Here is a 22,720-nt window from a genome sequence, read left to right as displayed (position 1 = left end):
TGCATCGTCTTTTCCGGGCTGCCTCTTGCAGGCAGCATAGGCGCCTGCAGCGGCCGATCCCGTTCGGGGCGTCCGCACGCCGCGAACGGAATATTACTCGTCAGTACACCCAGTTCAGGCGCGCTAAGCAAGCGCTTTGAACTGTGACCTTTGCAACGCAGCGTAACCGGAACTCGACGGCTCCGCAGGAGCGACGGGCGTGATCAATCCCGCAGGCCGCTGAAGCGACCCTGGTGGTAGAGGAGGGGGCGCCCCACCCCCGAGGGGTCGCCCAGGACGACCTCGGCGAGCACAATCCGATGGTCACCGGCGGGCACACGCCCGACGATCCGGCACACCAGCCAGGCGAGCACGTCATCCAACACGGGTACGCCTTCTGGACCCTCCCACCATGCCGTGGGGGCACCGAAGCGGTCGGCACCGCTGCGGGCGAAGGTCGCCGCAAGCTCGCTCTGGTGCTCGCCGAGTATGTGGACACCGACGTGGTCGGACGCCGCCACCGCGGGCCAGCTGGAGGCGCCCGTGCCGATACCGAAGGAGACCAGCGGCGGGTCGGCCGACACAGAGGTGAGGGAGGTGGCGGTGAAGCCGACCGGACCGGAGGCGCCGCGCGCGGTGATCACCGCGACTCCCGCAGCATGCCGGCGGAAGGTGGAGCGCAGCAGGTCGGGAGAGGCGAGCTGCGGGGCGCCGAGTTCGGGCGTGGCCGTCATGGAGTTGTCCTTCTGCCGGGGATCAGGGGCGGGGGCGTCGATGCTCAGCAGCCCGGACAGCACGCGCTCGCAGTGCGGCCCAGGTCGACGTGGACCCGTCCGTGGAGAAGGAGTTCGATCGGCATACGGTCAGGCTGACGAGGGAGGGCGGGCGCGGTCAAGTGCGGTCCGTGAACTGAAAGATCTCTCACGGCACGCCGAAGCCCCCTCACACCGCCTCCCCGAGCGCCGCGATGACATCCGCCTTGCGGGGCAGGCCGGCGGCGCGCCGCACCACCCGCCCGTCGGCGTCCAGGACCAGGACGGTGGGCGTCTTGCGGATTCCGAGTTCACGCACCAGATCCAGGCGAGCCTCTGCATCGACGTCGACACAGTTCACCCCGGCAACCATGGCAGCGACCTCACCGAGGACCCGGCGGGTGGCCCGGCAGGGTGCACAGAAGGCGCTGGAGAACTGGACCAGAGTGGCCCGCTCACCGAGTTCGCCGCCGAGTTCAGCCGCACCCAGCCGCTCGCCGTCGCCGCGCCCTCGCACCAGCACCCTCCCGTTCGCCCATCCAATCCTCGGCACTAGCATCCACCACAGGGACACGGATCACGTAAAGGGATCATAAAGATCCAAGGTGGGATGCGCGCCGACGTGACGAGGATCTCCCCGCCACGGGGCACTAGGACTGGTCACCCGACCGTTCTTGGGGCACCATCTGCGAGGCACCGTAAACCTACGGCTGCGTAAGTTACCCGCCGGGAGCCCCTTTCCCGAGCAGAGCAGAAAGGGCCCACCCCACCCATGGCAGAGCTGGTCTACCGTCCCGTCATCGGTCTCGCCAAGACGATGTTCAAGGTCTGGGACCTGAGGATCGACTGCAAGGGGTCGGAGAACATCCCCCGCTCGGGCGGCGCCGTGCTGGTGAGCAATCACATCAGCTACCTGGACTTCATCTTCAACGGCCTGGCGGCCCTGCCGCAGAAGCGTCTGGTGCGCTTCATGGCGAAGGAGTCCGTCTTCCGTCACCGGATCTCCGGCCCGCTGATGCGCGGGATGAAGCACATCCCGGTGGACCGCGGACAGGGTGACGCGGCCTACGCGCACGCGCTGGACTCGCTGCGCTCCGGCGAGGTCGTCGGGGTGTTCCCGGAGGCCACCATCTCCCAGTCCTTCACGCTGAAGAGCTTCAAATCAGGTGCCGCCCGTCTCGCCCAGGAAGCGGGCGTCCCGTTGATCCCGATGGCGGTGTGGGGAACACAGCGGCTGTGGACCAAGGGCCATCCGCGCAATCTCAAGCGCAACCACCTGCCCGTCACCATGCGTGTCGGGGAGGCGGTCCAGGCACCCGGCGACCAGTACGCCGGCGCCATCACCCGCCGGCTGCGCGAGCGCGTCCAGGAACTGCTGGAGGCCGCCCAACGTGCCTACCCGGGTCGCCCCAAGGGCGCCGAGGACTCCTGGTGGCTGCCCGCGCACCTCGGTGGTACGGCGCCGACGGTGGAGCAACTGCGGGCGGCCGGGGCGCACTGACACGCAGGACGCACGCCACTGCACACGGCAGGTGCGGTCGGGGACGGGGAGCCCGTGCCACAGGTGCGGCCGGTCCGCAGCGGCGGTGCCCCGGACCGGCCGTGGGCCCGCCGGGCACACGCATGCGGTCATCCGGACCCCCATGGGGGTCCGGATGACCGCATGCGGAGGTTCTGCTGGACGCCGCTCCGCGGCGGGCAAGCGCTGCCCGCCGCGCTACCAGCGCCCATACACCTAGCGCGCCATCTCCTCCTTGAGCGCGGCTACGAACGCGTCGACGTCCTCTTCCGTGGTGTCGAAGGAACACATCCAGCGCACCACCCCAGCTGCCTCGTCCCAGAAGTAGAACCGGAACCGCTTCTGCAGCCGTTCGCTCACGTCGTGCGGGAGCCGGGCGAAGACACCGTTGGCCTGCACCGGGTAGAGGATCTCCACGCCGTGCACCGCGCGCACGCCCTCGGCGAGTCGCTGGGCCATCTCATTGGCGTGGCGGGCGTTGCGCAGCCACAGGTCCCTGGCGAGCAGGGCCTCCAGTTGCACCGACACAAAGCGCATCTTGGAAGCGAGTTGCATGGACAGCTTGCGCAGATGCTTCATGCGCCGGACGGCGTCCTGGTTGATGACCACGACCGCCTCACCGAACAGGGCACCGTTCTTCGTCCCGCCGAGGGAGAGGATGTCGACACCGACCGCGTTGGTGAACGTCCGCATGGGCACGTTCAGGGAGGCCGCCGCGTTGGCTATCCGGGAGCCGTCCAGGTGGACCTTCATGCCGTGCGCGTGGGCATGCTCGCAGATCGCGCGGATCTCCTCGGGCGTGTAGAGGGTACCCAGCTCCGTGCTCTGGGTGATCGACACGACCTGCGGCATGGCCCGGTGCTCGTCGTCCCAGCCGTATGCCTGCCGGTCGATCAGCTCGGGCGTGAGCTTGCCGTCGGGCGTGGGCACCGTGAGCAGCTTCAGACCGCCGACCCGCTCCGGTGCCCCACACTCGTCCACGTTGATGTGGGCGCTCTCGGCACAGATCACCGCACCCCAGCGGTCGGTGACCGCCTGGAGCGCGACGACGTTCGCGCCGGTGCCGTTGAAGACCGGGAAGGCCTCCGCGGTGGCTCCGAAGTGGCTGCGGATGATCCGCTGGAGGTTCTCGGTGTAGTCGTCCTCCCCGTACGCCACCTGGTGACCGCCGTTCGCGAGGGCGATGGCGGCCAGCACCTCCGGGTGTGCTCCGGCGTAGTTGTCACTGGCGAAACCGCGGACCTGCGGGTCGTGATGGCGACGTGCGTCGGTCCTGGGAGGGTTCACGGCTTCTCGGTCAGCCACAGACGGTTTCCGTTCACTTCGGCGGCGGGCCTGCTCCAGACGCCTTCGATGGCCTCGGCCAGGTCCTTGACGTCCGTGAAGCCCGCAAACTTCGCGTTGGGGCGTTCGGCGCGCATCGCGTCGTGCACCAGCGCCTTCACCACCAGGATGGCAGCTGCCGAATGCGGGCCCTGCTCACCCCCCGCCTTGCGGAAGGCGTCCGCCATGGCCAGCGTCCAGGCCTCGGCCGCGGCCTTGGCCGCGGCGTACGAGGCGTTGCCCGCGGTGGGCTTCGAGGCACCGGCGGCGCTGATCAGCACGTAGCGGCCACGGTCGCTGCGCTGGAGCCCGTCGTAGAAGGCCAGCGAGGTGTGCTGGACGGTCCGGATGAGCAGCAGCTCAAGGAAGTCCCAGTCGTCGAGGCTGCTCTTGACGAAGGTCTCGCTGCCGCGCCAACCGCCGACGAGGTGGACCAGGCCGTCGACGCGGCCGTAGTCCCTTTCGACCCGGGCGGCCCAGTCCTGGGTTGATTGCAGGTCGAGTAGGTCGACCGTGTCACCGGTGACGGCCGCACCGCCGTGCGCGTAGCGGGCCGCGTCCACGGCCTCCGCCAGGCGCTCGGGGTCGTTGTCGGAGCCGACGACCGTGGCGCCCGCCTCGGCCAGTCTGAGCAGGGTGGCCCGCCCAGCCGGTCCGCCCGCACCGGCCACCGCGATCACTGCACCGCTGAGAGACCCGTTCCGCACCATGTTCATCCCCTCTTGAGCAATGTTCCGGATGCGGCCGCTCACGCGGCGAGCCGCTCGGCGCTGTCCGCCGTGATGCCCTTCGTGGAGGCGATCACGTGCTTCAGCTTCTTGGACAGGGCCTCATAGAACATGCTCAGCGGAAACTCGTCCGGAAGCACGTCGTCCACGAGCTTGCGCGGCGGCTGGGTCAGGTCCAGGGCCTCGGGGCCCTTGGCCCACTTGGAGCCCGGGTGCGGGGCGAGGTACTCGGAGACCAGCCGGTAGCCGGCGAACCAGTGCACGAGTTTCGGGCGGTCGATGCCGTCCCGGTACAACTTCTCGATCTCGGCGCACAGCTGGTTGGTGACCTGCGGGGCGCGCTCCCAGTCGATGGTGAGCTTGTTGTCGGTCCAGCGGACGACGTCGTGCTTGTGCAGGTAGGAGAAGAGCAGCTGGCCGCCGAGCCCGTCGTAGTTGCGGACGCGGTCTCCGGTGACCGGGAAGCGGAACATGCGGTCGAACAGTACCGCGTACTGCACGTCACGGGCCTGTGGGACACCGTCCGCCTGCAGCTTCACGGCCTCCTTGAAAGCGGTGAGATCGCAGCGCAGCTCCTCCAAGCCGTACATCCAGAATGGCTGGCGCTGCTTGATCATGAACGGGTCGAACGGCAGGTCGCCGTGGCTGTGCGTGCGGTCGTGGACCATGTCCCACAGCACGAAGGCCTCTTCGCAGCGCTTCTGGTCGTGGACCATCGCGGCAATGTCCTCGGGCAGCTGAAGGCCCAAGGTGTCGACTGCTGCTTCGGTGACCCGGCGGAAGCGGGCCGCCTCGCGGTCGCAGAAGATGCCACCCCAAGAGAAACGTTCCGGCGCCTCGCGTACCGCGATGGTCTCGGGGAAGAGCACCGCGGAGTTGGTGTCATAGCCAGAGGTGAAGTCCTCGAACGTGATGCCGCAGAACAGCGGGTTGTCGTAGCGGGTGCGCTCCAGCTCGGCCAGCCAGTCCGGCCAGACCATGCGCAGTACGACCGCCTCCAGATTGCGGTCGGGGTTGCCGTTCTGCGTGTACATCGGGAAGACGACCAGGTGCTGCAGGCCGTCCGCACGCTTCTCCGCGGGCTGGAAGGCCAGCAGGGAGTCAAGGAAGTCCGGCACCTGGAAGCCGTCTTCGGCCCAGCCCCGCAGGTCCTTCACCAGGGCCTGGTGGTAGGCCGCGTCGTGCGGCAGCAGGACGGAGAGCTGCCCGACAGCGTCAACGGCCCGCTCGACCGCCGCCACGACATCGGCGCGGAGCGGAGCGCCCTCAGCATCGAGGTCAATCGATCCGTCCTTCGACTGCCATGGCCGGATCTGCTCCACGGCATCCTTGAGCACGGGCCATGCCGGGTGCTCCACCACCCTGGACAGCGAAGAAACCTGTCCCTCCGCACCCGCCTGCACAAGAATTTCCGTCATGTCCCATCCTCCACGGGAGAAGCTCACGTAAGGACACCGTATGCGTACCCGGTTTCAGCCAGCAAGAGGCAGCGTCGGGAAAATATTCTGCCTGCATCCTTAGTGACCGACATTTTTCCTGCCGTAAACCGTGACGACGCTCACTTTCGCCGTCCACGCACGCTACTGGCGTAGCCGCACCCCGACCGGCCGAAGAGGTCAAGGGAGCGGGAGGCGCGCCCACCCGCGGGGGGCGGTAGGGGCGGGAACTGGCCAAGTGCCACCTGCGGCACGCTCCAATCCGCCGCGCACATGCGGGTTCATCGTGGTTCCCGGCCATTAGGCTGCGACCCTGCCCGCGCGGACGACGGCGTCCGCCCGCTCCGCGCGCGCCGAGCCGCCGTCGACGGAAGCGAGTTGAACCTTGAACTTCCTTACCATCGGTCACCGCGGGGTCATGGGTGTCGAGCCCGAGAACACCCTTCGTTCCTTCATCGCCGCGCAGCACGCCGGCCTCGACCTGATCGAACTCGACCTGCACCTGAGCAAGGACGGCGCCCTGGTCGTCATGCACGACGCGGAGGTGAACCGCACCACTGACGGCTCCGGGCCGATCGCCGAGAAGACCCTCGCGGAGCTCCGCACCCTGGACGCGGGTTACGGGGAGCGGGTACCGGTGTTCGAGGAGGTGCTGGATGCGGTGAGCACACCGCTGCAGGCCGAGATCAAGGACACCGCAGCGGCCCGGGCACTGGCCGAGGTGATGCACGCCCGGGATCTGGTCGGGCGGGTGGAGGTGTCCTCCTTCCACGACGAGGCGATCGCCGAGATCGCCCGGCTGGTGCCCGGGGTACGCACCGCATTGGTCGCGAGCCGCTACGGCACCGATGTGGTGGAGCGCGCCGTGGCGGTGGGTGCGGCGACCGTCTGCCTCAACATCCGCCGGCTCACCCTGGAGACCGTCGAACACGCGCGTGCGTCGGGGCTGAGGATCTTCGGCTGGGTGGTCAACACGCAAGACCACCTGCGGCTGGTCCGCGCCCTGGAACTGGACGGGGCGACCACCGACCATCCGGAGATCAAGCGCACGGGCCGCTTCACCGCGTGACCCGGCGTCGCCCGTCCCCCTGTCCCAGCGTCACACCAGCGGCTTGACCAGCAGCTCGAACTGCAGGTCGGCGCGCTGCGGGATACCGAAGCGCTCGTCGCCGTACGGGAACGGCGACATCTTTCCCGTACGGCGGTAGCCGCGGCGTTCGTACCAGGCGATCAGGTCGTCGCGGGCCGAGATCACCGTCATGTGCATCTCGGTGACGCCCCACTTCTCCCGGGCCTGGGCCTCCGCCTCCGCCATGACGGCCCTGCCGAGGCCCGCGCCCTGCAGGGTGGGGCTGACCGCGAACATGCCGAAGTAGGCGTGCTCGCCACGGTGTTCCAGCTGGCAGCAGGCGACGATCTGGCCATCCCGCTCGAAGACCAGCAGCCGGCTGCCGGGCGACTTGATCACCTGCAGCACACCTTCGGGATCCGTCCGCTGACCCTCCAGGATGTCCGCCTCGGTGGTCCATCCGGCCCGGCTGGCATCCCCCCGGTACGCCGACTCGACCAGCGCCACCAGTGCATCGACGTCGGCGTCGGTGGCATCACGGAAGCTGATTCCGGTGGCGGGCGTGCGCATGGGGCGTCTCCGATCTCGGGCGTGGCTGGGCCAGGAATGAGGGTAACCCTGCCCGTAGAATTCGGATGCATGGTGCATGTACTCAGCGGCCGGACACTCCTACGGCCCACCGACCCCGAACGCTCCCGCGTCTTCTACGACGAACAACTCGGGCTCTCCGTCTACCGCGAGTTCGGTATGGGGCCCGAACGCGGGACGGTCTACTTCCTCGGCGGCGGCTTCCTGGAGGTCTCCGGCAGGTCCGAAACTCCCCCCTCGCCCGCTGTGGCACTCTGGCTGCAGGTCGAGGACGTGGCGTCCGCACACGACGAACTGCGGGCGAAGGGCGTCGACATCACCCGGCCGCCGGTGCGGGAGCCGTGGGGGCTGGTCGAGATGTGGATCGCCGACCCGGACGGGACCCGGATCGTCCTGGTGGAGGTACCGGCGGACCATCCGCTGCGGTACCGGCCGGGGATCTAGGGCTGCACCAAGCGCGGCACCAGGGGTGTCGCGAAGGCCCGTCGCGGTGTCCGCGGTGTCAGGTCCGTACTCTCGGCGTGCCGGCCGGAGGCCCTCGTACTGGACGCACTGGACGCACTGGGGGTCCCGGCCGGCGGGCCGGTGACCACACCCGCCGGAGGCCGCATGGCCGGAGCGGGCGGTAGGCACGGGACCCAGGTCACTGGGCACCCGTCCGGGCCGCGCCCGTCCAGCCTTCCAGACGGCTCAGCAACTCGGCGAGCAGACCGGCGAGTTCGCCTTGCCCTTCGGGTTCCAGGATGGACAGCGCGGCCGCTTCGTAGGCGAGTTGCCCCGGAAGGACGTCGTCGACCAGGTCACGACCCGCGTCGGTGAGGCTGACGTGGGCGACACGGCGGTCGCGGCTGTCGCCGCGCCGTTCCACCAGGCCACGTTCGGTCAATTGTCTGAGCCGCTTGGTGACGGCGGCTCCGGAGGAGAAGGTCTCCCGGGCCAACTCCCCCGGTGTCAGCTCGTGGCCGGTACGACGCAACGCGCCGAGCAGGTCGAACTCGGACCGGCTGAGGCCGGCCCGGCGCAGCGGCGCGTCCTCTGCCTGCTGGAGCAGGGCCGCGCAGCGGTTGATCCGGCCGACGACCTCCATGGGCCCGGTGTCCAGCCGGGGGTGCACGGCCCGCCACTGCCGGACCACGACGGCGACGGTGTCGCTCCGTACGTCGACTCCGTACGGTTGCCCGTGCAAGGGCGGCTCGCCCGTCCGTGACGCCCCGCCGCCCACCGGCTCACCGGTCCCGGGCGCCTGACCGTGCGGCTCCCCGGCAAAGGCAAGCGCCCCGCGCGGCTTCTCCCCGGCGTCCTGCGACGCCTGCTGGTGCGGCTCTCCGCCCGTCCCCGGCGTCCGCTCTCCCCGGCGCGTCCCGGAGACGTCTTCGCCGGGTGTTGGTTCACCGTTCCTCGCCGTCATGGCCGTGTGCCCTCCGTCGTCCTGCCGGGGTCGCGTGCGTGCGGCACGTGGCCTCGCCGTCGTACCGTCGCCGCGAGCGTACGGTGTCCGGCCTGCTCGATGAGCGCGACCCGCTCCTCGGGCAGGGGTGGCTGCCACCGCTGGCCGCGGACCGTGTCGGTCGCCCAGCGCAGATCGACGAGTGCGGTGGCGAGGGCTCATCGGGCCGACTCCAGGGCCGGGGGTGCGGGGTGGGGCGCAGCGAGCAACAGGATGGTGTTCTCGCTGACGCGTTCCGTCGCGTCAGCGCGTGCTCCAGGCGCTGGAACACACGCCGGTTGGTGACGGTGACGGCCGCGTCGAAGCCGGCCAACACTCCGACGAGGGTGTCCGCGACCCGGTCGGTGATCAGTCGTCCCAGGTCCTGACTGCGGGCGAACTCGGTGATGAGCACGGCCATCGGGATGGCACAGACGCTCCCCGGCCAGTAGGCGCGGCCGATCAGCGCCTCCGCGCCGAAGAGGAGAGCGAGGGTGCACAGCACCAGGGCCACCGGGTGGATGCGGGCGAGCGGCAGGACGGCGGCGAAGGCCAGCACCCCGATGAGGTTGCCGACGACGCGCTGGATGCCCCGGCTCCAGGTGGGGGTGAGGTTGACCTGGTGAAGGGCAGCCGCGGTGACCAGCGCCCAGGACATGCATACCCGTTTCGATGCGCTCCGTCGCACGCTCCCCGTATACACCCTTGCGCTCGCATGCGCTCCGCCCGCCCTGGGCATCGCACCCCTCGGACAACCGCCGAACAGGGAGGTGCACATGCACGGACCGGTGCCGGCAGCCTGGTTGTTGGTCGCGCTGTGCGCGGCGACCGGGGCGTACTGCCTGCTGCGGATGCGCAGCAGCGTGGAGGAACAGCGTCGGGCTGCGGGCGGTGAAGCGGTGATGGGCTTCGGCATGGCGGCGATGGCCGTACCGGCGGCAGTGTTCGCACCGCCGAGGTGGGCATGGCCGGTGTACGCGTCGGTGTTCGCCGGGGCAGCGCTGCGCGCATGGTGGGCCACGCGCAGCAGTCGGCATCATCTGCACCATCTGGTGGGGTCGGCGGCGATGGTCTACATGTCGGTGGCGATGGCCATATCCCCGCCCTCCGCTCACCAGACTCACTGTGATGCCGGGGTGCCGCAAGTGACCGGCGGTCTGATCCTCTACTTCACCGGCTACGTGCTGCTCTCCGGGGCCCGCCTGGTACCGACCCCCGCGGCCCCGGACAGAGGCGGGGCCGGGGCGGCCGGGAGCGGGGGCTGGGGCGACCGCCCCGAGCTGGCACAGGCGTGCCGACTGTCGATGGGAATCGGCATGGTGACGATGCTGCTGGCCATGTGAGGGGCGACCGGGCGCGGGGGCTTGGGGAACGCGCGTTGCCTGCGTCACTTCCCTCCCACGGAGCGTACCGGTGAGCGGCTTCGCCCTCATAAGGTGCTGACCATGATGGTCCCGGTGACCCTGCTGCTGCTCGGCGCCCTGACGGCTGTCGTCGGGCCGCGGATACTCGCCCGGGCCAGCTGGCCGGACCGAGAACCGGTCGTCGCGCTCTGGGCGTGGCAGTGCGTCGTAGCGGCCGTGCTGCTGTGCTGCGCGCTGTCGATGACGCTCAGCGCCGCGGCGGCCTGGAAGGCAGTGCGCGGGCATGTGTTCGCCACGGCGCCACCCGCGGTTGCGGACGCCTACTCCCTCGGCGCGGCCGGTCCGTGGGCCGCTCCGCTCGCCATGCTGTTGGCCGCTGGCGGCCTGTGGAGCTTCACGATGCTGGTGAGCGAGGTCGTGCGGGCCCGGGCGCAACGACGTGCACGACAGTCCGAACTCCTCTTACGAGCACCGTTGTTGCCAGGTGAGGACACCGCGGGCAGGCGCCTGGTGGTATTGGAGGGGGAGTGTCCCGATGTCCGGTGGCTACCCGGCGCGGCGCCCCGGCTGGTTGTCACCACGGCCGCGTTGCGCCGTCTGAAGGGACACCAGCTGGACGCGCTCTTCGCCCATGAGCAGGGTCACGCGCAGGCCCGGCACGACTGGCTGCTGCACTGCTCCGCAGCGCTGGCAGCCGGGTTCCCGCAGATCCCCGTGTTCGCCGCGTTCCACGAGGAGATGCACCGGCTGGTCGAGCTGGCCGCCGACGATGTGGCCTCCCGGCGATACGGCCGGTTGACGACAGCGCTGGCACTGGTCGGACTCAACGAGGAACGAGGCGTGTTCGGGCCCTGCCCGACTCCACATGCACTCGTGCCGCAGCGTGTGTATCGGCTGCTGACTCCCCCGAACCGGTTGCCGGCCCTGCGCCGGCTGCGGCTGACGGCGACCGCAGCACTGGTGCCGCTCGTTCCGGTACTGGTGACGCTGGTTCCCGGGCTGCGGGCACTGAGCTGACACCGCGGTACTCCCCTACCAGCCGCCGGTGGGAGGCACCGGCCCAGCAGGGGCCTTGGCAAGACTGCCGTGCTGTTCCACCTCTCCGGAACGCTGTTCCGCCTCGAGTCCACCGAGTCCTGGCTGCGCGCGGTCCTGGACGAGAGCGGGACCACCCTGCCGGAACCCGAACCGGTCGGGGCGGCACGGGCCCTGGAGACTGCGAGTGCACTCCCGGGTGGTGTGCCACAGGTACGGTCGCCACCGCTCCCCGCCGGTGTGCAGGCGACGCGGGACGAGAACGGGAACCTCACCGGGCGGCCTGTACGAGTCCGTCCCGGCAGGTTCCGCTGCTCGGTCCGGGCCTGCACGACGCCCTCCACGAGCGGCGCATGTCCCGCGCCGCCTGCTCACCGCCCCGGAGCCGCTGAGGTGCGTCACCACGGCGAAGCCGCCCTCCGCCTGAGACGATCCCCCGCGTCGCCCCAGACGGACGGCAGCCCCCGGCGAGCTCTGCGCGCAGCAGTGCCCGCTGCGTTGAATATAGTTGGCTGGCAGCCAGTCAACGCAGGAGTTACAGGATGTCCCCACGGAGCGCGTCGGTCAATGAAGAGTTGCGGCGCCGTTCCCGGGAACGGCTGCTGCAAGCCGCCGTGGAGCTGGTCGGGGAAGGCGGGTTCGAGGCCACGACGCTGAGCGACATCGCGGACCGCGCCGGTGCGGCGCGCGGGCTCGTGTCGTACTACTTCCCCGGCAAACGCCAGTTGGTGCAGTCCGCGGTGCACCGGCTGATGCACCGCACCCTGGAGGAGGCCCTGGAACGGCAGCCCCGAACCGAGGACGGGCGGGAACGTCTGGCCCGAGCCATAGACGCGGTTCTGGGCCTTGCCCGCGACCGGCCCGTGCTCATGCGCCAGCACATGGCGGGGCTGATGCAGGCCGAGGGGTTCGTGCACTGCCCGGAGCAGCAGCGGCTGTCGGAGCTGCTCAGTGACACGATCGCCCGGTACGGCACTCAGGACGTCTCGACCGGCTATCCCATGCTGCGCGCCCTGCTGATGGGCGCGGTGTACGCGGCGCTGGTACCGGGGGTCCCCATGTCCATCCGGGTACTCCGGGCCGAGTTGTTCCAGCGGTACCAACTCGATTGGGAGTTGGGTGTTCCGCCGGAGAGCGAGGCGGTCACGGGAACGACGGAGCAGGACCTGTCCCGGTTCTTCGCCACTGAGGAGCGCCCCCACCGGCCCTGATGTGACCGGTGGGCCCGAACCTCTCCTACGGCTGGGCCTGAACGGCCTCGCCGTGGGCCGGCCCGCTTCCGGACGGACAGGCCCGCGCCCAGCGTTGCCCCGCAACCGTGCAGACGAGTCCGAGCCCGGGCAGGACACCCCCGAACGCAGTCACCGGGCCCCTCGAACCCCCCGTGCGGGTTTCCGCTCCGCCACTCAGCGGCGCGCATGACGGGGCGTCAGGAATCCCGCGTCCCGCGCCTGGGCGATGAGTCTGAGGGAGCGTCGGCGGCTGTGACCGGTGGCACTCATCACGGCGAGTACGGGATCCGCGCCCTCCTCCTGCGCGGCGCGGTACTCCTCCGCACAGAGCCAGCGACCCTCGATGCCGCGCGGCCAGGACGGCCGGGCGCGGCGCGACCCGCCGTAGAGGACGTCCTCCTCACCCCCGTCGGTCCCTGGCCCCCGCTCTTCGGGGCCGGCGTCGCCCTCGCCCTCGAACGCGAACACGTCTTCCGTTGCTACCCCGCACGCCTCGAACAGGGGCCCCTCGATCCAGTCCGCGAGCACGGTCAGGTCGGCGAGGGACAGGGCGGGCTGGGCCTTGACGTCCTCGATGGACACACGGCCGGCGTTCACCACGGCCATGGCCTCGACCCGGGCTCCGTCGGTGAAGGCCAGCCGGACGTGGAACCAGGACGTGGCACCGCCGTGCTCCTGCACCTCCCAGGCGGGCCACACGGACACCGCACTGTCCTCCGCGTTCCGATCAGAAAGATTAAGAAACGATGCGTCTAGCACACACGCAACGTAACCGCATGATCACTTTCCATACGAACGGACACGCGTCGACGTCACCCCGCCGGCCCCTGCCGCCTCGGACCCCAGCGGTGTCATGCTGGAGCCGTTCGCGGACCACCTCCTTCGGGCAAGGGGTAACGCTGTGCTGCGTGTCGCCGTCGTCGGTTCCGGGCCGAGCGGGTGCTACACCGCCCAGAGCCTCCTCCAGCTGGAATCCGAGGCGCAGGTGGACGTCCTGGACCGGCTGCCGTGCCCGTACGGCCTGGTCCGCTACGGTGTCGCCCCGGATCACGCGAAGATCAAGTCCCTGCAAGGCAACCTGCGGACGGTCCTGGAGCACGAGCGGGTACGGTTCCTCGGCGGCGTCCCGGTGGGCGGCCCCAGCGGCCTGCCGGCGGCGCTGCTGCGCGGGCTGTACCACGCGGTGGTGTACTGCGTGGGCGCCGCCGCTGACCGCCGGCTCGGCATCCCCGGCGAGGAGTTGCTGGGCAGTTGGTCGGCGACCGAGTTCGTGTCCTGGTACAACGGGCATCCGGACGCGGCCGACACGGGCTTTCTGCGCGGGGTGAGTTCGGCGGTGGTCATCGGAGTGGGCAATGTCGCGGTAGATGTGGCACGAATACTGGTCCGGAACGCCGCGGACCTGCGCTCGACGGACATCCCCCAGGCGGCGCTGGAGGAACTGACGGCGAGCCGGATCACCGACGTGCAGATGGCGGGCAGACGCGGCCCATCTCAGGCCCGCTTCACCACCAAGGAACTACGTGAACTGGGCCAGCTGCCCGGGGCGGACATCTCGGTGGACAGCGGTGAGTTGGCTCTGGACTCGGTCGACGCCGCCGCCTTGCCGGCCGTACGGCGCCGTAACCTGGAGGTGTTGAACGGCTGGGCGGCCCGGTCCCCAACGCCGGACGCCGCCCGGCGGATCCGGCTGCGTTTCTTCCTTCGCCCCGTGGAACTGCTCGCGGACGGCGATCGGGTGGGTGCAGTCCGATTCGAACGCACGGCACCGGACGGACACGGCGGGGTGTCGGGCACGGGACGGTACGAGGACGTGGCCGCCCAGTTGGTACTGCGGTCGGTCGGCTATCGCGGTGTGCCGATCGACGGGCTACCGTTCGACGCGGTCGATGGCACCGTGCCTCATGTGGCGGGACGGGTGATCCGCGACGGCGTTCCCTCCCCCGGCGAGTACGTCGCCGGATGGATCAAGCGCGGCCCAACGGGTGTCATCGGCTCCAACCGACCTTGTGCGAAGGAGACGGTGACCTCCCTGCTGGCCGATGCCCCAGCGCTCGCCCACAAGGACGTACCCACTGATCCGGTGGCGGCGATCCGAGCGGCCGGCGTCGATCCCGTGCCCTGGAGCGGGTGGCTGGCGATCGAGCACGCCGAGGCCGCGCTGGGTGCCCGGCTGGGCCGGACGGCCGTCAAACTGGCCGACTGGGGTTCACTGCTCGGAGCGGCTCGGGGGTCGCGGTCCGCCTGATCGGGCCGGGGAGAGCGGGGAGAAGGCAGGCATCGGGACCGCCCGCCCGGGCACGCCCCTCCACTTCGTCGCGCCGGGCCCTGTTCGGGTGCGGCGACACGCGACCGGGGTGGGGCTCCGAGTCGGGCGGCTGCCCGTCTCCGGCCACGGCCCCAGGGTCCTTGGGCCGTGGTCAACCGGTGGGGCCCCACGGCGGGGCTCACGCCGCCGCCCCGCGGCGCACTCTCGCGGATCGGGCCGGCGCTCGCGGGTCACGTCGGCAGAAGACGTTCGACTGTTTCCTCCAGGCGGGGCAGGGTCCGCTGCCCCGCGAGCGCGAGGACGATCGCCACCACGACACCTGCCCAGCCGACCGGGCCCAGCGGGGTGCAGCCGACGAGACGGCTGACGCCCGGGATCTGGACGACGGCGACCAGGGCGGCGGCGGAGCCGAGCGACGTGATGCGCACCAGATGGCTGCCGCGCCGGTCGAGGAGAGTCTGCACGAGCTGGGTACCGACCACCCCGCACAGGGCCATGGTGCTGGAGCGACGGGCGGTGCCCGGGGTGAACCGACCGATCAGCCAGGCCGTGACCGCACCGAGACAGGTGGTGAGGGCACGGTGCCGGATCTGCCGCAGCAGGGGATCGCCGAGCACTCCGGCCGGCTCCTCCACGTGGGCCAGGTCCGCCTCGCCTTCCTTCTCCGTCACCGCCACGGCCATCGACGGGAAGAGGTCCGTGAACAGGTTGACCATGAGCATCTGCCGGGTGGACAGCGGCGCCCGCCCGGCCAGCAGCGTGCCCAGGATGCCGAAGCCGACCTCGCCCGCGTTGCCGCCGATCAGGATGGCGATGGCGTCGGCGACGCTGTGCCACAGGGCGCGGCCCTCACCCACCGCGTCGATCAGGACCGTGAGGTCGTCGTCGGTGAGGACGACGTCCGCGGCGTTGCGCGCGGCGGACGAGCCCCGTGCGTTGATGCCCACACCGATGTCTGCGGCGCGGATGGCCGCAGCGTCGTTGGCGCCGTCGCCGACCATCCCGACCACCCGTCCGGCGTCCCGCAAAGCCTCCACGACCTGGAGCTTCTGCTCGGGAGCCACCCGGGCCACCACACCTGCGTCGCGCAACATCCGGGCCCGGGCCGCCCGGTCCGCCGCCGCCAGTTCGTCTCCGGTGACCACCACGGTCTCCGCGGGCCAGCCCAGTTCTGCGGCGATGGCCCGTGCGGTCTGCGGATGGTCGCCGGTGAGCATCACCGGTCGTACGCCTGCCTTGTCCAAACCCCTGACGAGGGCGGTGGAGGTCCCGCGCGGAACGTCGGACAGTGCGAGCAGTCCGGTGAACTCCAGTTCCCTCAGCGGTTGTTCAAGAACGTCGGCCGAGTCCTCGCCCTCGCCGAGGCGCCGTTCGGCCACCGCCAGGACCCGCAGGCCGTCAACGGCCAGCGCCTGCGCCACCGCGAAGGCATGCGCTGGCGGACCGGAGCAGGCGGGCAGCACGGTCTCGGGGGCGCCCTTGACCACCAACACCAGCGGACCATCCCCGCTCCGGCCGACTGCGGCGGCGTAGCCGCGCGCCGCCTCGAACGGCAGGTCGGCACGACACGTCCAGCCCGGGTCGGGAACGGCCGCGGCCAGCACGGCCTCGTCGGTGGCGTGCACCGGCCGGTCGGAACCGCCGTTCAGCTGCGGGCAAGCGCGCACCGCGGCCCGGACCGTGTGCGCAGACCCGGCGTCCCCCACCGGCCGGACCGTGCCGTCGGCGTCGGCGGTACGTACCAGTCGCAGCCGGTTCTCGGTGAGGGTGCCGGTCTTGTCGAAGCAGACGGTGTCCATCCGGCCCAGCGCCTCCAGCGTGCGCGGGGTGCGAACCAGAACGCCGCCGCGGCTCAGCCGCCGGGCAGCCGCCAGCTGCGCCACCGTGGCCACCAGTGGCAGCCCTTCCGGGACGGCTGCCACGGCCACCGCCACACCGCCGCTGACGGCCTCGCGGATCGGGGACCCGCGCAGCAGAGCCAGAGCCGTCACGGCGCCACCGCCCGCCAGCGTCAACGGCAGTGCCTTGCGGGAGAGACCCTCCAGTCTGGCCTGCACTCCGGCGGCCGGAGGCGTGCGGGCGGCGAGGTGGACCGCGCGGGCGGCCTCGGTGCGGTCACCGGTGTCCACCACGACCGCCCGTGCGTCTCCCGCCACCACGGTCGTGCCCGCGAAGACCATGCAGCGCCGGTCAGCGACCGGGGCGTGCGGGGTCTGGTCCGTCTGCTTCCCGACCGGCAGCGACTCACCCGTCAGCGCGGACTCGTCGACTTCCAGGCCGTCCTGCCACAGCAGCCGGGCATCGGCGGGAACCACGTCGTCGGCCTTGAGCTGGATGACGTCACCCGGCTGGAGTCTGCCCGCCTCCACAGTGCGGGTGCCGCCGGCTGGTGCCTCCTCCTCAGGCGGCACCAGCCGCGCCTTCTGCTGTTGCTCCGCGACCAGTCCGGACAGCGCCCGCTCGGCTCGCAGCTGCTGGATGCCTCCGACCAGGGCGTTCAGATCGAGGGCACCGACGACGAGCAGGGCGTCCACGACCGAGCCCAGGATGGCCGAGGCTGCCGAACCGACAGCCAGGACCGGGGTAAGGGGATCGTGTAGTTCGCCGCGGACGGCCCGGCCGAGCCGGTAGGACAGCCGTACGGGCGCGACGGCTGGGTGCCGGGTGATCCCGTCGGCCACCCTGTGCACACGGGCAGTGAGGTTGGCCAACGCAGTGCCCTCGGCGGCCGGTTCGTGCGCCAGTCGCTCACGCGCCTCGTCCGGGTCGAGCTCGTGCCAGTGCACGCGCGCACGCGGGTGCGGTGAGCCGGCCGCGGCCACGCCGACCGCGGCCCGTACCCCGGACAACAGGGCGAAGGCGGCACCGGCGTCAACGGGTGCGTGGCGCAGCCCCGGCAGCACGGCGCGGCGTCCGCGTCCGCCCCCGGACTCACCGACGGCCACGAGCAGCCCGGACAGCGCGGCACCGGAGCGGGCCAGGGTCTGGGACCGACGGCCGACCGCGCGGGCGGCGGGGACGGCGGTCAGCACGCGCCACACGTCCGCCAGACCGTGCAGGGCCAGGATGTCCGCTCCCCACATGACCGCGCCCTCGCGGTCGGTGAGGACGACGGCGATATCGCTGGCGCGAAGACCGGCCAGGACGTCCCGCGCGACGTCCTGCTCGCCGGCCGCACGTATCCTCGCGACGGTGAGCACCGCGCCCTCGTCGCCGCGCGCCTCGTGCACGACGTCGTCCAGGGCCCGGCGCGCGTCCACCACCTGGTCGGCGAGCCCGGTGAAGTCCTCCAGGGCAGGGTCGTCCACGAGCACCACCCGCAGACCGGCCCGGCGGGCCGCGTCCAGCACCGGCTCGGCCCACGCGTCCGCCTCGCCCTCGTCGGTTCGCAGTGCGCCGGCCTGCAGGACCACGGTGCCGGTCATCTCCAGCTGGCGCAGCCGGTCCGGGTCCCGGACCAACACGCCGGTACGGGCCAGCGCGGCGCTGAGCACGGCGTGGAAAGCCGCGGGACCATAGCGCGCGGCCTTCGGCGAGCCGGCGAGCACCGCCTCCGCCGCCTCGGCGACGTCGTGCTTGACCAGCAGGGTGGCGGCCGCACCCAGCACGCTGCCCGCGGAGGCGTGGGCGGCGTACTCCTGGGCCGGTGTCGCACGCAGCGCCGGACGTGGCGGGCCGCCCGGGGCGAGGCTGACCCGGTCGGGCGCGCACAGCTGGTCGTGTACCGCGTCAAAGGCCGCGGCACGGGCCACCGTCTCGCCCACCTGGCAGGCACGCAAGGCACCGTCGAGCACCAGGGAGGTGGGCGTTTGGCCGGCACCGTGGGCGGCGGCGTTCGCACCGGCCAGCACCACATCCATCACGGTGCCGCCCAGGCGGTCGCGCAGCCAGACGCGGAAGCGCGGGTTCTCCCGCAGCAGCGTCACCGCCGCGGTCACCATCCGGGGCGAGGGCGGCAGGCGCAGCCCGTACGCCGTGATCGCGGCGCCCATGCCCAGGCCGTCGACCGCGAGCGTGACCACGGCGGCGCGCACCCCGGCCGGGTCGGCCGGATGCGTGGTCTCCTCTGCGTCCGGGGCCGCCAGGGCGAGCCCGTGCCGGGCGGCCACGTCAGCGGCATGTTCCACGACCCGGTCGGTGGCGTCCTCCTCCGTCGCGGTCACTACCAGACGCGCGAGCCCCTGGTCCCAATAGGCGACGAGCACGTCGGGGTGTTCAGCCAGCGTCTCGGCCACTTGCCGGGCCAGGTGCGCGGTGCCGCCCGCGCGCCGCACCCGTTCGTGCTCCAGCGGTCGCAGGGCCAGGTGCGTCCGGGCTCCGGAACGCCAGTGCTCGCCGGCGCCGGGCAGCGCGTTGCGGGCTACCCGCGCCACTCTTACGGCAGCGTCCGCGCCGCGCACTCCGGCGCGAGCCGTCCCTGCGACGGCACCGGCGGCCACTCCGACGGCCGGAGCCGCGGCCCGGGCGAGCAGCCGCGGGGCCGCGGGCAGCAGACGTACGGCGGCCGAGGGTGCCGTCAGCAGACCGAGTACCACGGCGCTTCCCGGCTCTTCTAGAGGGTGGTGCGCTCGGGCCGCGCCGTCGGGCCCAGCGGGCCGGTCGACACCCTGGGCCTCGGCGCCTCGGCAGCATGGCGCGCCTGCGCGCCGCCCGTGGGAGCACGACCGTGAGCCACCGGGGCAGGACCGTGAGGGGCGGCGGCGGGACCGTGCGCCCTGGTGCCAGACCTGAGTGCCGCGGTGCCGATGTCGTGCGGGCGGTCGGGGCCCGCTCCGGCCGCGTCCCCGTGCCCGGCGGGCCTGGCCTGGGTGAGCCAGGCGACGGCGGCGCCGGTGAGGGCCACAGGCCACTCCACCACGCCCGCGGCACCGAGCAGTCCGGCCCCGGCGTACACCGCCATGCGACGGCTACGGGGGGAGACCGCACCGACCTTGTCCAGGGTTTCCTCCGCGGCCCTGCTCAGCGTTTCGGCACCGGGCACCCGGCGCAGTGCCGAAGCCGCGCTGCGCAGGGGCGCCGGGAGAACCGGCGCCGACTTCTGCTCAGCCATGACTCTCCTCGGGCGAGATCGACTTCCGTACCCCACCGAGTGCCCGCGACCGCGCCGACCGTCCCTGCTCTCCCCGGGGACCGCCGCCTCTTCCAAGGGAACGCCATGGGCCGCGCCCGCGCCACCCGCCGGGAGCGGGCGCGGTGGCCCCGGACCTTCGAGGCCGCGGGGCGGTGGCCCCTCGGGCCGTCTCCGGGGGCTCGCCCAGGGCCTGGCAGGGCTCGGCCTGCGTCTTTTGGACCGGACCACCGACGTCAGGGCGGGCGGAGCCGGAGGCATCGGAGACGGGCGATCAGGGACGCAACGATCGCCGATGTCCCAAGGCCGGTGTTCATTACCGCCCGCGGCGGTCCTCGTGGCGCTGCGCGGTCATGGCGGGCACGGCCCCGTGCCCGCCAGGCCGAGGGAGACCGCCAGGTCCCGGCGGTAGTCGGCATAGGCCTCACGCAGAGCCGCGCCCGGCCAGTCCGCGGGCAGGAGGGCGGGCGGCAGGACGGGGTCGGTGAGCAGATGGCGCACGACCGCGGCGAAGGCGGTGAGGCGGTCGGCGGGGCGGTCGACCCGGACCACGCGAGCCCGCAGCGAGCGGGCGGTGGCTGCCCAGGCCTCAAGCGGCCAGAGGCGGCCGGCCAACTCGTGCGCCGGCTCGTCGGGGCGTGCGGTGTACGTCCGGCCCACGCTGCACAGGTCGTCCGGCAGAGGTCGGACCAGATTGGCCGGGCGCAGCCACACGCCCTCGCGCAGTTCGGCCAGGCGCAGGACGGTCAACCGGGTGCGCAGCTCGGCACGTTCGGCGGGGCCACGACCCGTCGCCGTGATCACCGCCATCTCCCAGTCTCCGGTCCACGCGCGGGTGCCGGGGTGCACCGCGTCGTCCTGTCGGCGCCGGCGGGCGAGCAGCCGGTCGCTCAGCCCGTAGACGGCGTCCGTGCGCACGAGGTCACCGGCGGCCACCATGCGGCTCAGCGCGGCCCGCAGGGTGGAACCACCGACCCCGAACGGCTCCACCAGCCGGACCAGATCCTTCACCGGCAGCTCCGGCGGATGCGCGCCGAGCAGCAGACTCAGTACGACCGACCGCGCCGAAAGCGGCCGCAGGCCCGCGCCGTCCGGCTCGGACGTGTTCATGTGCATGAACACGTACTGTACGCGCGTCAGTTTATTGCGCTATTGCTACAGTCGCAGAAGAGTTGCAACATGGCCCGTATGGTTTCGATACCCGCGCAGTCGCCGTCGCCGTCGCACCCTCAGCCGGAGTTCTCCGCCACGCACGACGTCACCAATCAGGCCCCACCGCTCGCTCCGTACGACGCCTCCGCCGACCAAGCCCTGTTGGAGGGGCTGCGCCGGGAAGGCGCCGGGTGGGCCGAGGACGGCATCCGGCGGCTGGGGACGCGCGCCGGCAGCGAGGAGGCACAGGAGTGGGGCGAACTGGCCAACCGGAACGAACCCGAACTGCGCACCCACGACCGCTACGGCCACCGCGTCGACGAGGTGGAGTTCCACCCCAGCTGGCACCATCTGATGCGCACGGCGGTCGCCGAAGGTCTGGCCGGCGCCCCATGGGCCGACGACCGTCCGGGCGCGCACGTGGCCCGGACGGCAGGAAGCCTGGTGTGGGGGCACACGGAGGCGGGGCACGGTTGCCCGACATCGATGACGTACGCCGCAGTGCCCGCGCTGCGCGCCCAGCCGGATCTCGCCAAGGTCTACGAGCCACTGCTCACCAGCCGGGAATACGACCCGGAACTGCGCGTGCCGACCCGGAAGCCCGGCCTGCTCGCCGGAATGGGCATGACCGAGAAGCAGGGGGGGTCGGACGTCCGCTCCAACACCACCACGGCCACGCCCACCGGGGAAGCGGGCGTGTACACGCTGCGCGGGCACAAGTGGTTCACATCGGCGCCGATGTGCGACGTGTTCCTGGTGCTCGCGCAGGCCCCGGGCGGTCTGTCGTGCTTCCTGGTGCCGCGGGTCCTGCCGGATGGCAGCCGCAACACCTTCCGCATCCAGCGGCTCAAGGACAAACTGGGCAACCGGTCCAACGCCTCCTCCGAGCCTGAGTTCGACCGGACCGTGGCCTGGCTGGTGGGTCCGGAGGGGCGCGGCGTCAAGACCATCATCGAGATGGTCAACTGCACCCGCCTGGACTGTGTGACGTCCTCGGCGACCCTGATGCGCAAGACACTGGTCGAGGCCGGACACCACGCCCGGCACCGCAGCGCCTTCGGCGCCCCATTGATCGGCCAGCCGCTGATGCGCAACGTCCTGGCCGACCTGGCGCTGGAGTCGGAGGCGGCGACCACGCTGACGCTGCGGCTGGCCGGAGCGGCGGACCGCGCAGTACGCGGGGACACCGGGGAACGGGCCTTCCGGCGCATCGCCACGGCGGTGGGCAAGTACTGGGTGACCAAACGGGGCCCGGCGTTCACCGCCGAGGCACTGGAGTGCCTCGGCGGCAACGGGTACGTGGAGGAGTCCGGCATGCCCCGGCACTACCGGGAGGCTCCGCTGCTGTCGATCTGGGAAGGCTCGGGGAACGTCAACGCGCTCGATGTGCTGCGCGCCCTGAGCCGTGAACCGGACACCACCGAGGCCCTGTTCGCCGAGCTCGCCCTCGCCCGCGGGGCCGACGCCCGGCTGGACGCGGCGGTGGCCGCGCTGCAGAACCAGCTGGCCGGAACCGATCAGGCGGGCGCCCGCCGGCTGGTCGAGCGCATGGCCCTCGCACTCCAGGCCTCGCTGCTCGTCCGGTACGCCCCGCATCCGGTCGCGGACGCCTTCTGCGCCACCCGGTTGGGTGGCGACTGGGGCCACTCCTTCGGCACGCTGCCCGCCGGAACCGACCAGGATGCGATCCTGCAGCGGGCCCTGCCCAGCCTGGACTGATCCTCCGCCGCTGTCCTCCCCGGCAGGTGACAGGCCGCCGGGGACCGCGCTCACCGCGGTA

Annotated in this window: 20 protein-coding genes and 1 pseudogene; 8 read left to right on the top strand and 13 right to left on the bottom strand. The window is 71.7% G+C overall.

Annotation, left to right across the window (positions count from 1 at the left end; all coding sequences use genetic code 11):
• Positions 1 to 203: 203 nt before the first annotated feature.
• The 3 genes from LK06_RS29945 to LK06_RS29940 form a co-directional block, all read right to left on the bottom strand.
• Complete coding sequence (locus LK06_RS29945) at positions 204 to 713, bottom strand: flavin reductase family protein (RefSeq protein WP_039652232.1); 510 nt, start codon at positions 711 to 713, stop codon at positions 204 to 206.
• Positions 714 to 757: 44 nt separating this feature from the next.
• Entirely contained in the window at positions 758 to 838 is an 81-nt protein-coding gene (locus LK06_RS35400) for a putative leader peptide (RefSeq protein WP_374208099.1), read from the bottom strand.
• Positions 839 to 921: 83 nt separating this feature from the next.
• The gene (locus LK06_RS29940; RefSeq protein WP_174673955.1) at positions 922 to 1,290 is read right to left on the bottom strand and encodes a TlpA family protein disulfide reductase; all 369 of its coding nucleotides are present in this window, start codon (positions 1,288 to 1,290) and stop codon (positions 922 to 924) included.
• Positions 1,291 to 1,503: 213 nt separating this feature from the next.
• Between LK06_RS29940 and LK06_RS29935 the strand changes: the two genes are divergently transcribed.
• Complete coding sequence (locus tag LK06_RS29935) at positions 1,504 to 2,232, top strand: lysophospholipid acyltransferase family protein (protein ID WP_039651943.1); 729 nt, start codon at positions 1,504 to 1,506, stop codon at positions 2,230 to 2,232.
• A gap of 234 nt (positions 2,233 to 2,466) precedes the next feature.
• Here the strand turns inward: LK06_RS29935 and LK06_RS29930 are convergent, their stop codons facing one another.
• From LK06_RS29930 to LK06_RS29920, 3 genes are read right to left on the bottom strand one after another with little or no spacing between them, the layout of a single operon-like run.
• Entirely contained in the window at positions 2,467 to 3,537 is a 1,071-nt protein-coding gene (locus LK06_RS29930) for a threonine aldolase family protein (protein WP_039652234.1), read from the bottom strand.
• Complete coding sequence (locus LK06_RS29925) at positions 3,534 to 4,283, bottom strand: SDR family oxidoreductase (RefSeq protein ID WP_039652235.1); 750 nt, start codon at positions 4,281 to 4,283, stop codon at positions 3,534 to 3,536. The genes LK06_RS29930 and LK06_RS29925 overlap by 4 nt, the downstream gene beginning before the upstream one ends.
• 38 nt (positions 4,284 to 4,321) lie before the next feature.
• On the bottom strand, positions 4,322 to 5,719 hold the full coding sequence (locus tag LK06_RS29920) for a DUF6421 family protein (protein ID WP_039651944.1): 1,398 nt from the start codon (positions 5,717 to 5,719) through the stop codon (positions 4,322 to 4,324).
• Positions 5,720 to 6,122: 403 nt separating this feature from the next.
• Here LK06_RS29920 and LK06_RS29915 point away from each other — a divergent pair, with 403 nt between their 5' ends.
• Positions 6,123 to 6,806 carry a glycerophosphodiester phosphodiesterase gene (locus LK06_RS29915; RefSeq protein WP_043433392.1) on the top strand — a complete coding sequence of 228 codons (684 nt, stop codon included), beginning with the start codon at positions 6,123 to 6,125 and terminating at the stop codon, positions 6,804 to 6,806.
• A 30-nt stretch (positions 6,807 to 6,836) separates the two neighbouring features.
• Here the strand turns inward: LK06_RS29915 and LK06_RS29910 are convergent, their stop codons facing one another.
• On the bottom strand, positions 6,837 to 7,376 hold the full coding sequence (locus LK06_RS29910; protein WP_043433389.1) for a GNAT family N-acetyltransferase: 540 nt from the start codon (positions 7,374 to 7,376) through the stop codon (positions 6,837 to 6,839).
• Positions 7,377 to 7,445: 69 nt separating this feature from the next.
• Here LK06_RS29910 and LK06_RS29905 point away from each other — a divergent pair, with 69 nt between their 5' ends.
• Complete coding sequence (locus LK06_RS29905) at positions 7,446 to 7,838, top strand: VOC family protein (protein ID WP_043433388.1); 393 nt, start codon at positions 7,446 to 7,448, stop codon at positions 7,836 to 7,838.
• Between the two features lie 199 nt (positions 7,839 to 8,037).
• On the opposite strand, the gene LK06_RS29900 is transcribed toward LK06_RS29905, so the two are convergent.
• Both LK06_RS29900 and LK06_RS29895 read right to left on the bottom strand, forming a co-directional pair.
• Positions 8,038 to 8,580, bottom strand: a complete 543-nt coding sequence (locus LK06_RS29900) for a MarR family winged helix-turn-helix transcriptional regulator (RefSeq protein ID WP_039651949.1) — start codon at positions 8,578 to 8,580, stop codon at positions 8,038 to 8,040.
• Between the two features lie 218 nt (positions 8,581 to 8,798).
• Positions 8,799 to 9,472 (bottom strand): annotated as a pseudogene (locus tag LK06_RS29895) (FUSC family protein); the annotation flags it as partial.
• A 124-nt stretch (positions 9,473 to 9,596) separates the two neighbouring features.
• On the opposite strand from LK06_RS29895, the gene LK06_RS29890 reads away from it, so the two are divergent.
• The 3 genes from LK06_RS29890 (at position 9,597) to LK06_RS29880 (ending at position 12,430) form a co-directional block, all read left to right on the top strand.
• On the top strand, positions 9,597 to 10,163 hold the full coding sequence (locus LK06_RS29890) for a DUF5134 domain-containing protein (RefSeq protein WP_039651950.1): 567 nt from the start codon (positions 9,597 to 9,599) through the stop codon (positions 10,161 to 10,163).
• A 102-nt stretch (positions 10,164 to 10,265) separates the two neighbouring features.
• Positions 10,266 to 11,201 (top strand): M56 family metallopeptidase, encoded by a 936-nt coding sequence (locus LK06_RS29885; RefSeq protein WP_039652236.1) that lies wholly within the window; start codon positions 10,266 to 10,268, stop codon positions 11,199 to 11,201.
• A 560-nt stretch (positions 11,202 to 11,761) separates the two neighbouring features.
• Positions 11,762 to 12,430, top strand: coding sequence for a TetR/AcrR family transcriptional regulator (locus LK06_RS29880; protein ID WP_039651951.1), 669 nt, complete (start codon positions 11,762 to 11,764; stop codon positions 12,428 to 12,430).
• Between the two features lie 195 nt (positions 12,431 to 12,625).
• On the opposite strand, the gene LK06_RS29875 is transcribed toward LK06_RS29880, so the two are convergent.
• The gene (locus tag LK06_RS29875; protein WP_078858828.1) at positions 12,626 to 13,156 is read right to left on the bottom strand and encodes a DUF6214 family protein; all 531 of its coding nucleotides are present in this window, start codon (positions 13,154 to 13,156) and stop codon (positions 12,626 to 12,628) included.
• A 196-nt stretch (positions 13,157 to 13,352) separates the two neighbouring features.
• Here LK06_RS29875 and LK06_RS29870 point away from each other — a divergent pair, with 196 nt between their 5' ends.
• Positions 13,353 to 14,699 (top strand): FAD-dependent oxidoreductase, encoded by a 1,347-nt coding sequence (locus tag LK06_RS29870; RefSeq protein WP_043408424.1) that lies wholly within the window; start codon positions 13,353 to 13,355, stop codon positions 14,697 to 14,699.
• Positions 14,700 to 14,950: 251 nt separating this feature from the next.
• Here LK06_RS29870 and LK06_RS29865 read toward each other — a convergent pair whose 3' ends face one another.
• From LK06_RS29865 to LK06_RS29855, 3 genes are all read right to left on the bottom strand, one after another.
• A complete protein-coding gene (locus tag LK06_RS29865; RefSeq protein WP_086083569.1) occupies positions 14,951 to 19,255 on the bottom strand; it encodes a cation-translocating P-type ATPase in 4,305 nt (1,434 codons plus the stop codon).
• Positions 19,256 to 19,272: 17 nt separating this feature from the next.
• Positions 19,273 to 19,770, bottom strand: coding sequence for a hypothetical protein (locus LK06_RS29860; protein WP_039651955.1), 498 nt, complete (start codon positions 19,768 to 19,770; stop codon positions 19,273 to 19,275).
• A 369-nt stretch (positions 19,771 to 20,139) separates the two neighbouring features.
• Positions 20,140 to 20,904: a PaaX family transcriptional regulator C-terminal domain-containing protein gene (locus LK06_RS29855; RefSeq protein WP_043408482.1), complete on the bottom strand. Its 765-nt coding sequence runs from the start codon at positions 20,902 to 20,904 to the stop codon at positions 20,140 to 20,142.
• 72 nt (positions 20,905 to 20,976) lie between these two features.
• Between LK06_RS29855 and LK06_RS29850 the strand changes: the two genes are divergently transcribed.
• Positions 20,977 to 22,659: a DNA alkylation response protein gene (locus LK06_RS29850; RefSeq protein ID WP_174673954.1), complete on the top strand. Its 1,683-nt coding sequence runs from the start codon at positions 20,977 to 20,979 to the stop codon at positions 22,657 to 22,659.
• Positions 22,660 to 22,720: the final 61 nt, after the last annotated feature.

Origin of the sequence: Streptomyces pluripotens, from assembly GCF_000802245.2 — a bacterium.
Lineage (GTDB): Bacteria > Actinomycetota > Actinomycetes > Streptomycetales > Streptomycetaceae > Streptomyces > Streptomyces pluripotens.
This window is presented reverse-complemented; position numbering and strand designations above follow the sequence as displayed.

What these genes read in the sequence shown, in the direction of transcription:
- LK06_RS29940 (WP_174673955.1), bottom strand. Translation starts at nt 1,290, where the DNA reads ATGCTAGTGCCGAGGATTGGATGGGCGAACGGGAGGGTGCTGGTGCGA.
- LK06_RS29860 (WP_039651955.1), bottom strand. Translation starts at nt 19,770, where the DNA reads ATGGCTGAGCAGAAGTCGGCGCCGGTTCTCCCGGCGCCCCTGCGCAGC.
- LK06_RS35400 (WP_374208099.1), bottom strand. Translation starts at nt 838, where the DNA reads ATGCCGATCGAACTCCTTCTCCACGGACGGGTCCACGTCGACCTGGGC.
- LK06_RS29925 (WP_039652235.1), bottom strand. Translation starts at nt 4,283, where the DNA reads ATGGTGCGGAACGGGTCTCTCAGCGGTGCAGTGATCGCGGTGGCCGGT.
- LK06_RS29850 (WP_174673954.1), top strand. Translation starts at nt 20,977, where the DNA reads ATGGTTTCGATACCCGCGCAGTCGCCGTCGCCGTCGCACCCTCAGCCG.
- LK06_RS29905 (WP_043433388.1), top strand. Translation starts at nt 7,446, where the DNA reads ATGGTGCATGTACTCAGCGGCCGGACACTCCTACGGCCCACCGACCCC.
- LK06_RS29890 (WP_039651950.1), top strand. Translation starts at nt 9,597, where the DNA reads ATGCACGGACCGGTGCCGGCAGCCTGGTTGTTGGTCGCGCTGTGCGCG.
- LK06_RS29885 (WP_039652236.1), top strand. Translation starts at nt 10,266, where the DNA reads ATGATGGTCCCGGTGACCCTGCTGCTGCTCGGCGCCCTGACGGCTGTC.
- LK06_RS29920 (WP_039651944.1), bottom strand. Translation starts at nt 5,719, where the DNA reads ATGACGGAAATTCTTGTGCAGGCGGGTGCGGAGGGACAGGTTTCTTCG.
- LK06_RS29945 (WP_039652232.1), bottom strand. Translation starts at nt 713, where the DNA reads ATGACGGCCACGCCCGAACTCGGCGCCCCGCAGCTCGCCTCTCCCGAC.
- LK06_RS29880 (WP_039651951.1), top strand. Translation starts at nt 11,762, where the DNA reads ATGTCCCCACGGAGCGCGTCGGTCAATGAAGAGTTGCGGCGCCGTTCC.
- LK06_RS29935 (WP_039651943.1), top strand. Translation starts at nt 1,504, where the DNA reads ATGGCAGAGCTGGTCTACCGTCCCGTCATCGGTCTCGCCAAGACGATG.
- LK06_RS29855 (WP_043408482.1), bottom strand. Translation starts at nt 20,904, where the DNA reads ATGCACATGAACACGTCCGAGCCGGACGGCGCGGGCCTGCGGCCGCTT.
- LK06_RS29910 (WP_043433389.1), bottom strand. Translation starts at nt 7,376, where the DNA reads ATGCGCACGCCCGCCACCGGAATCAGCTTCCGTGATGCCACCGACGCC.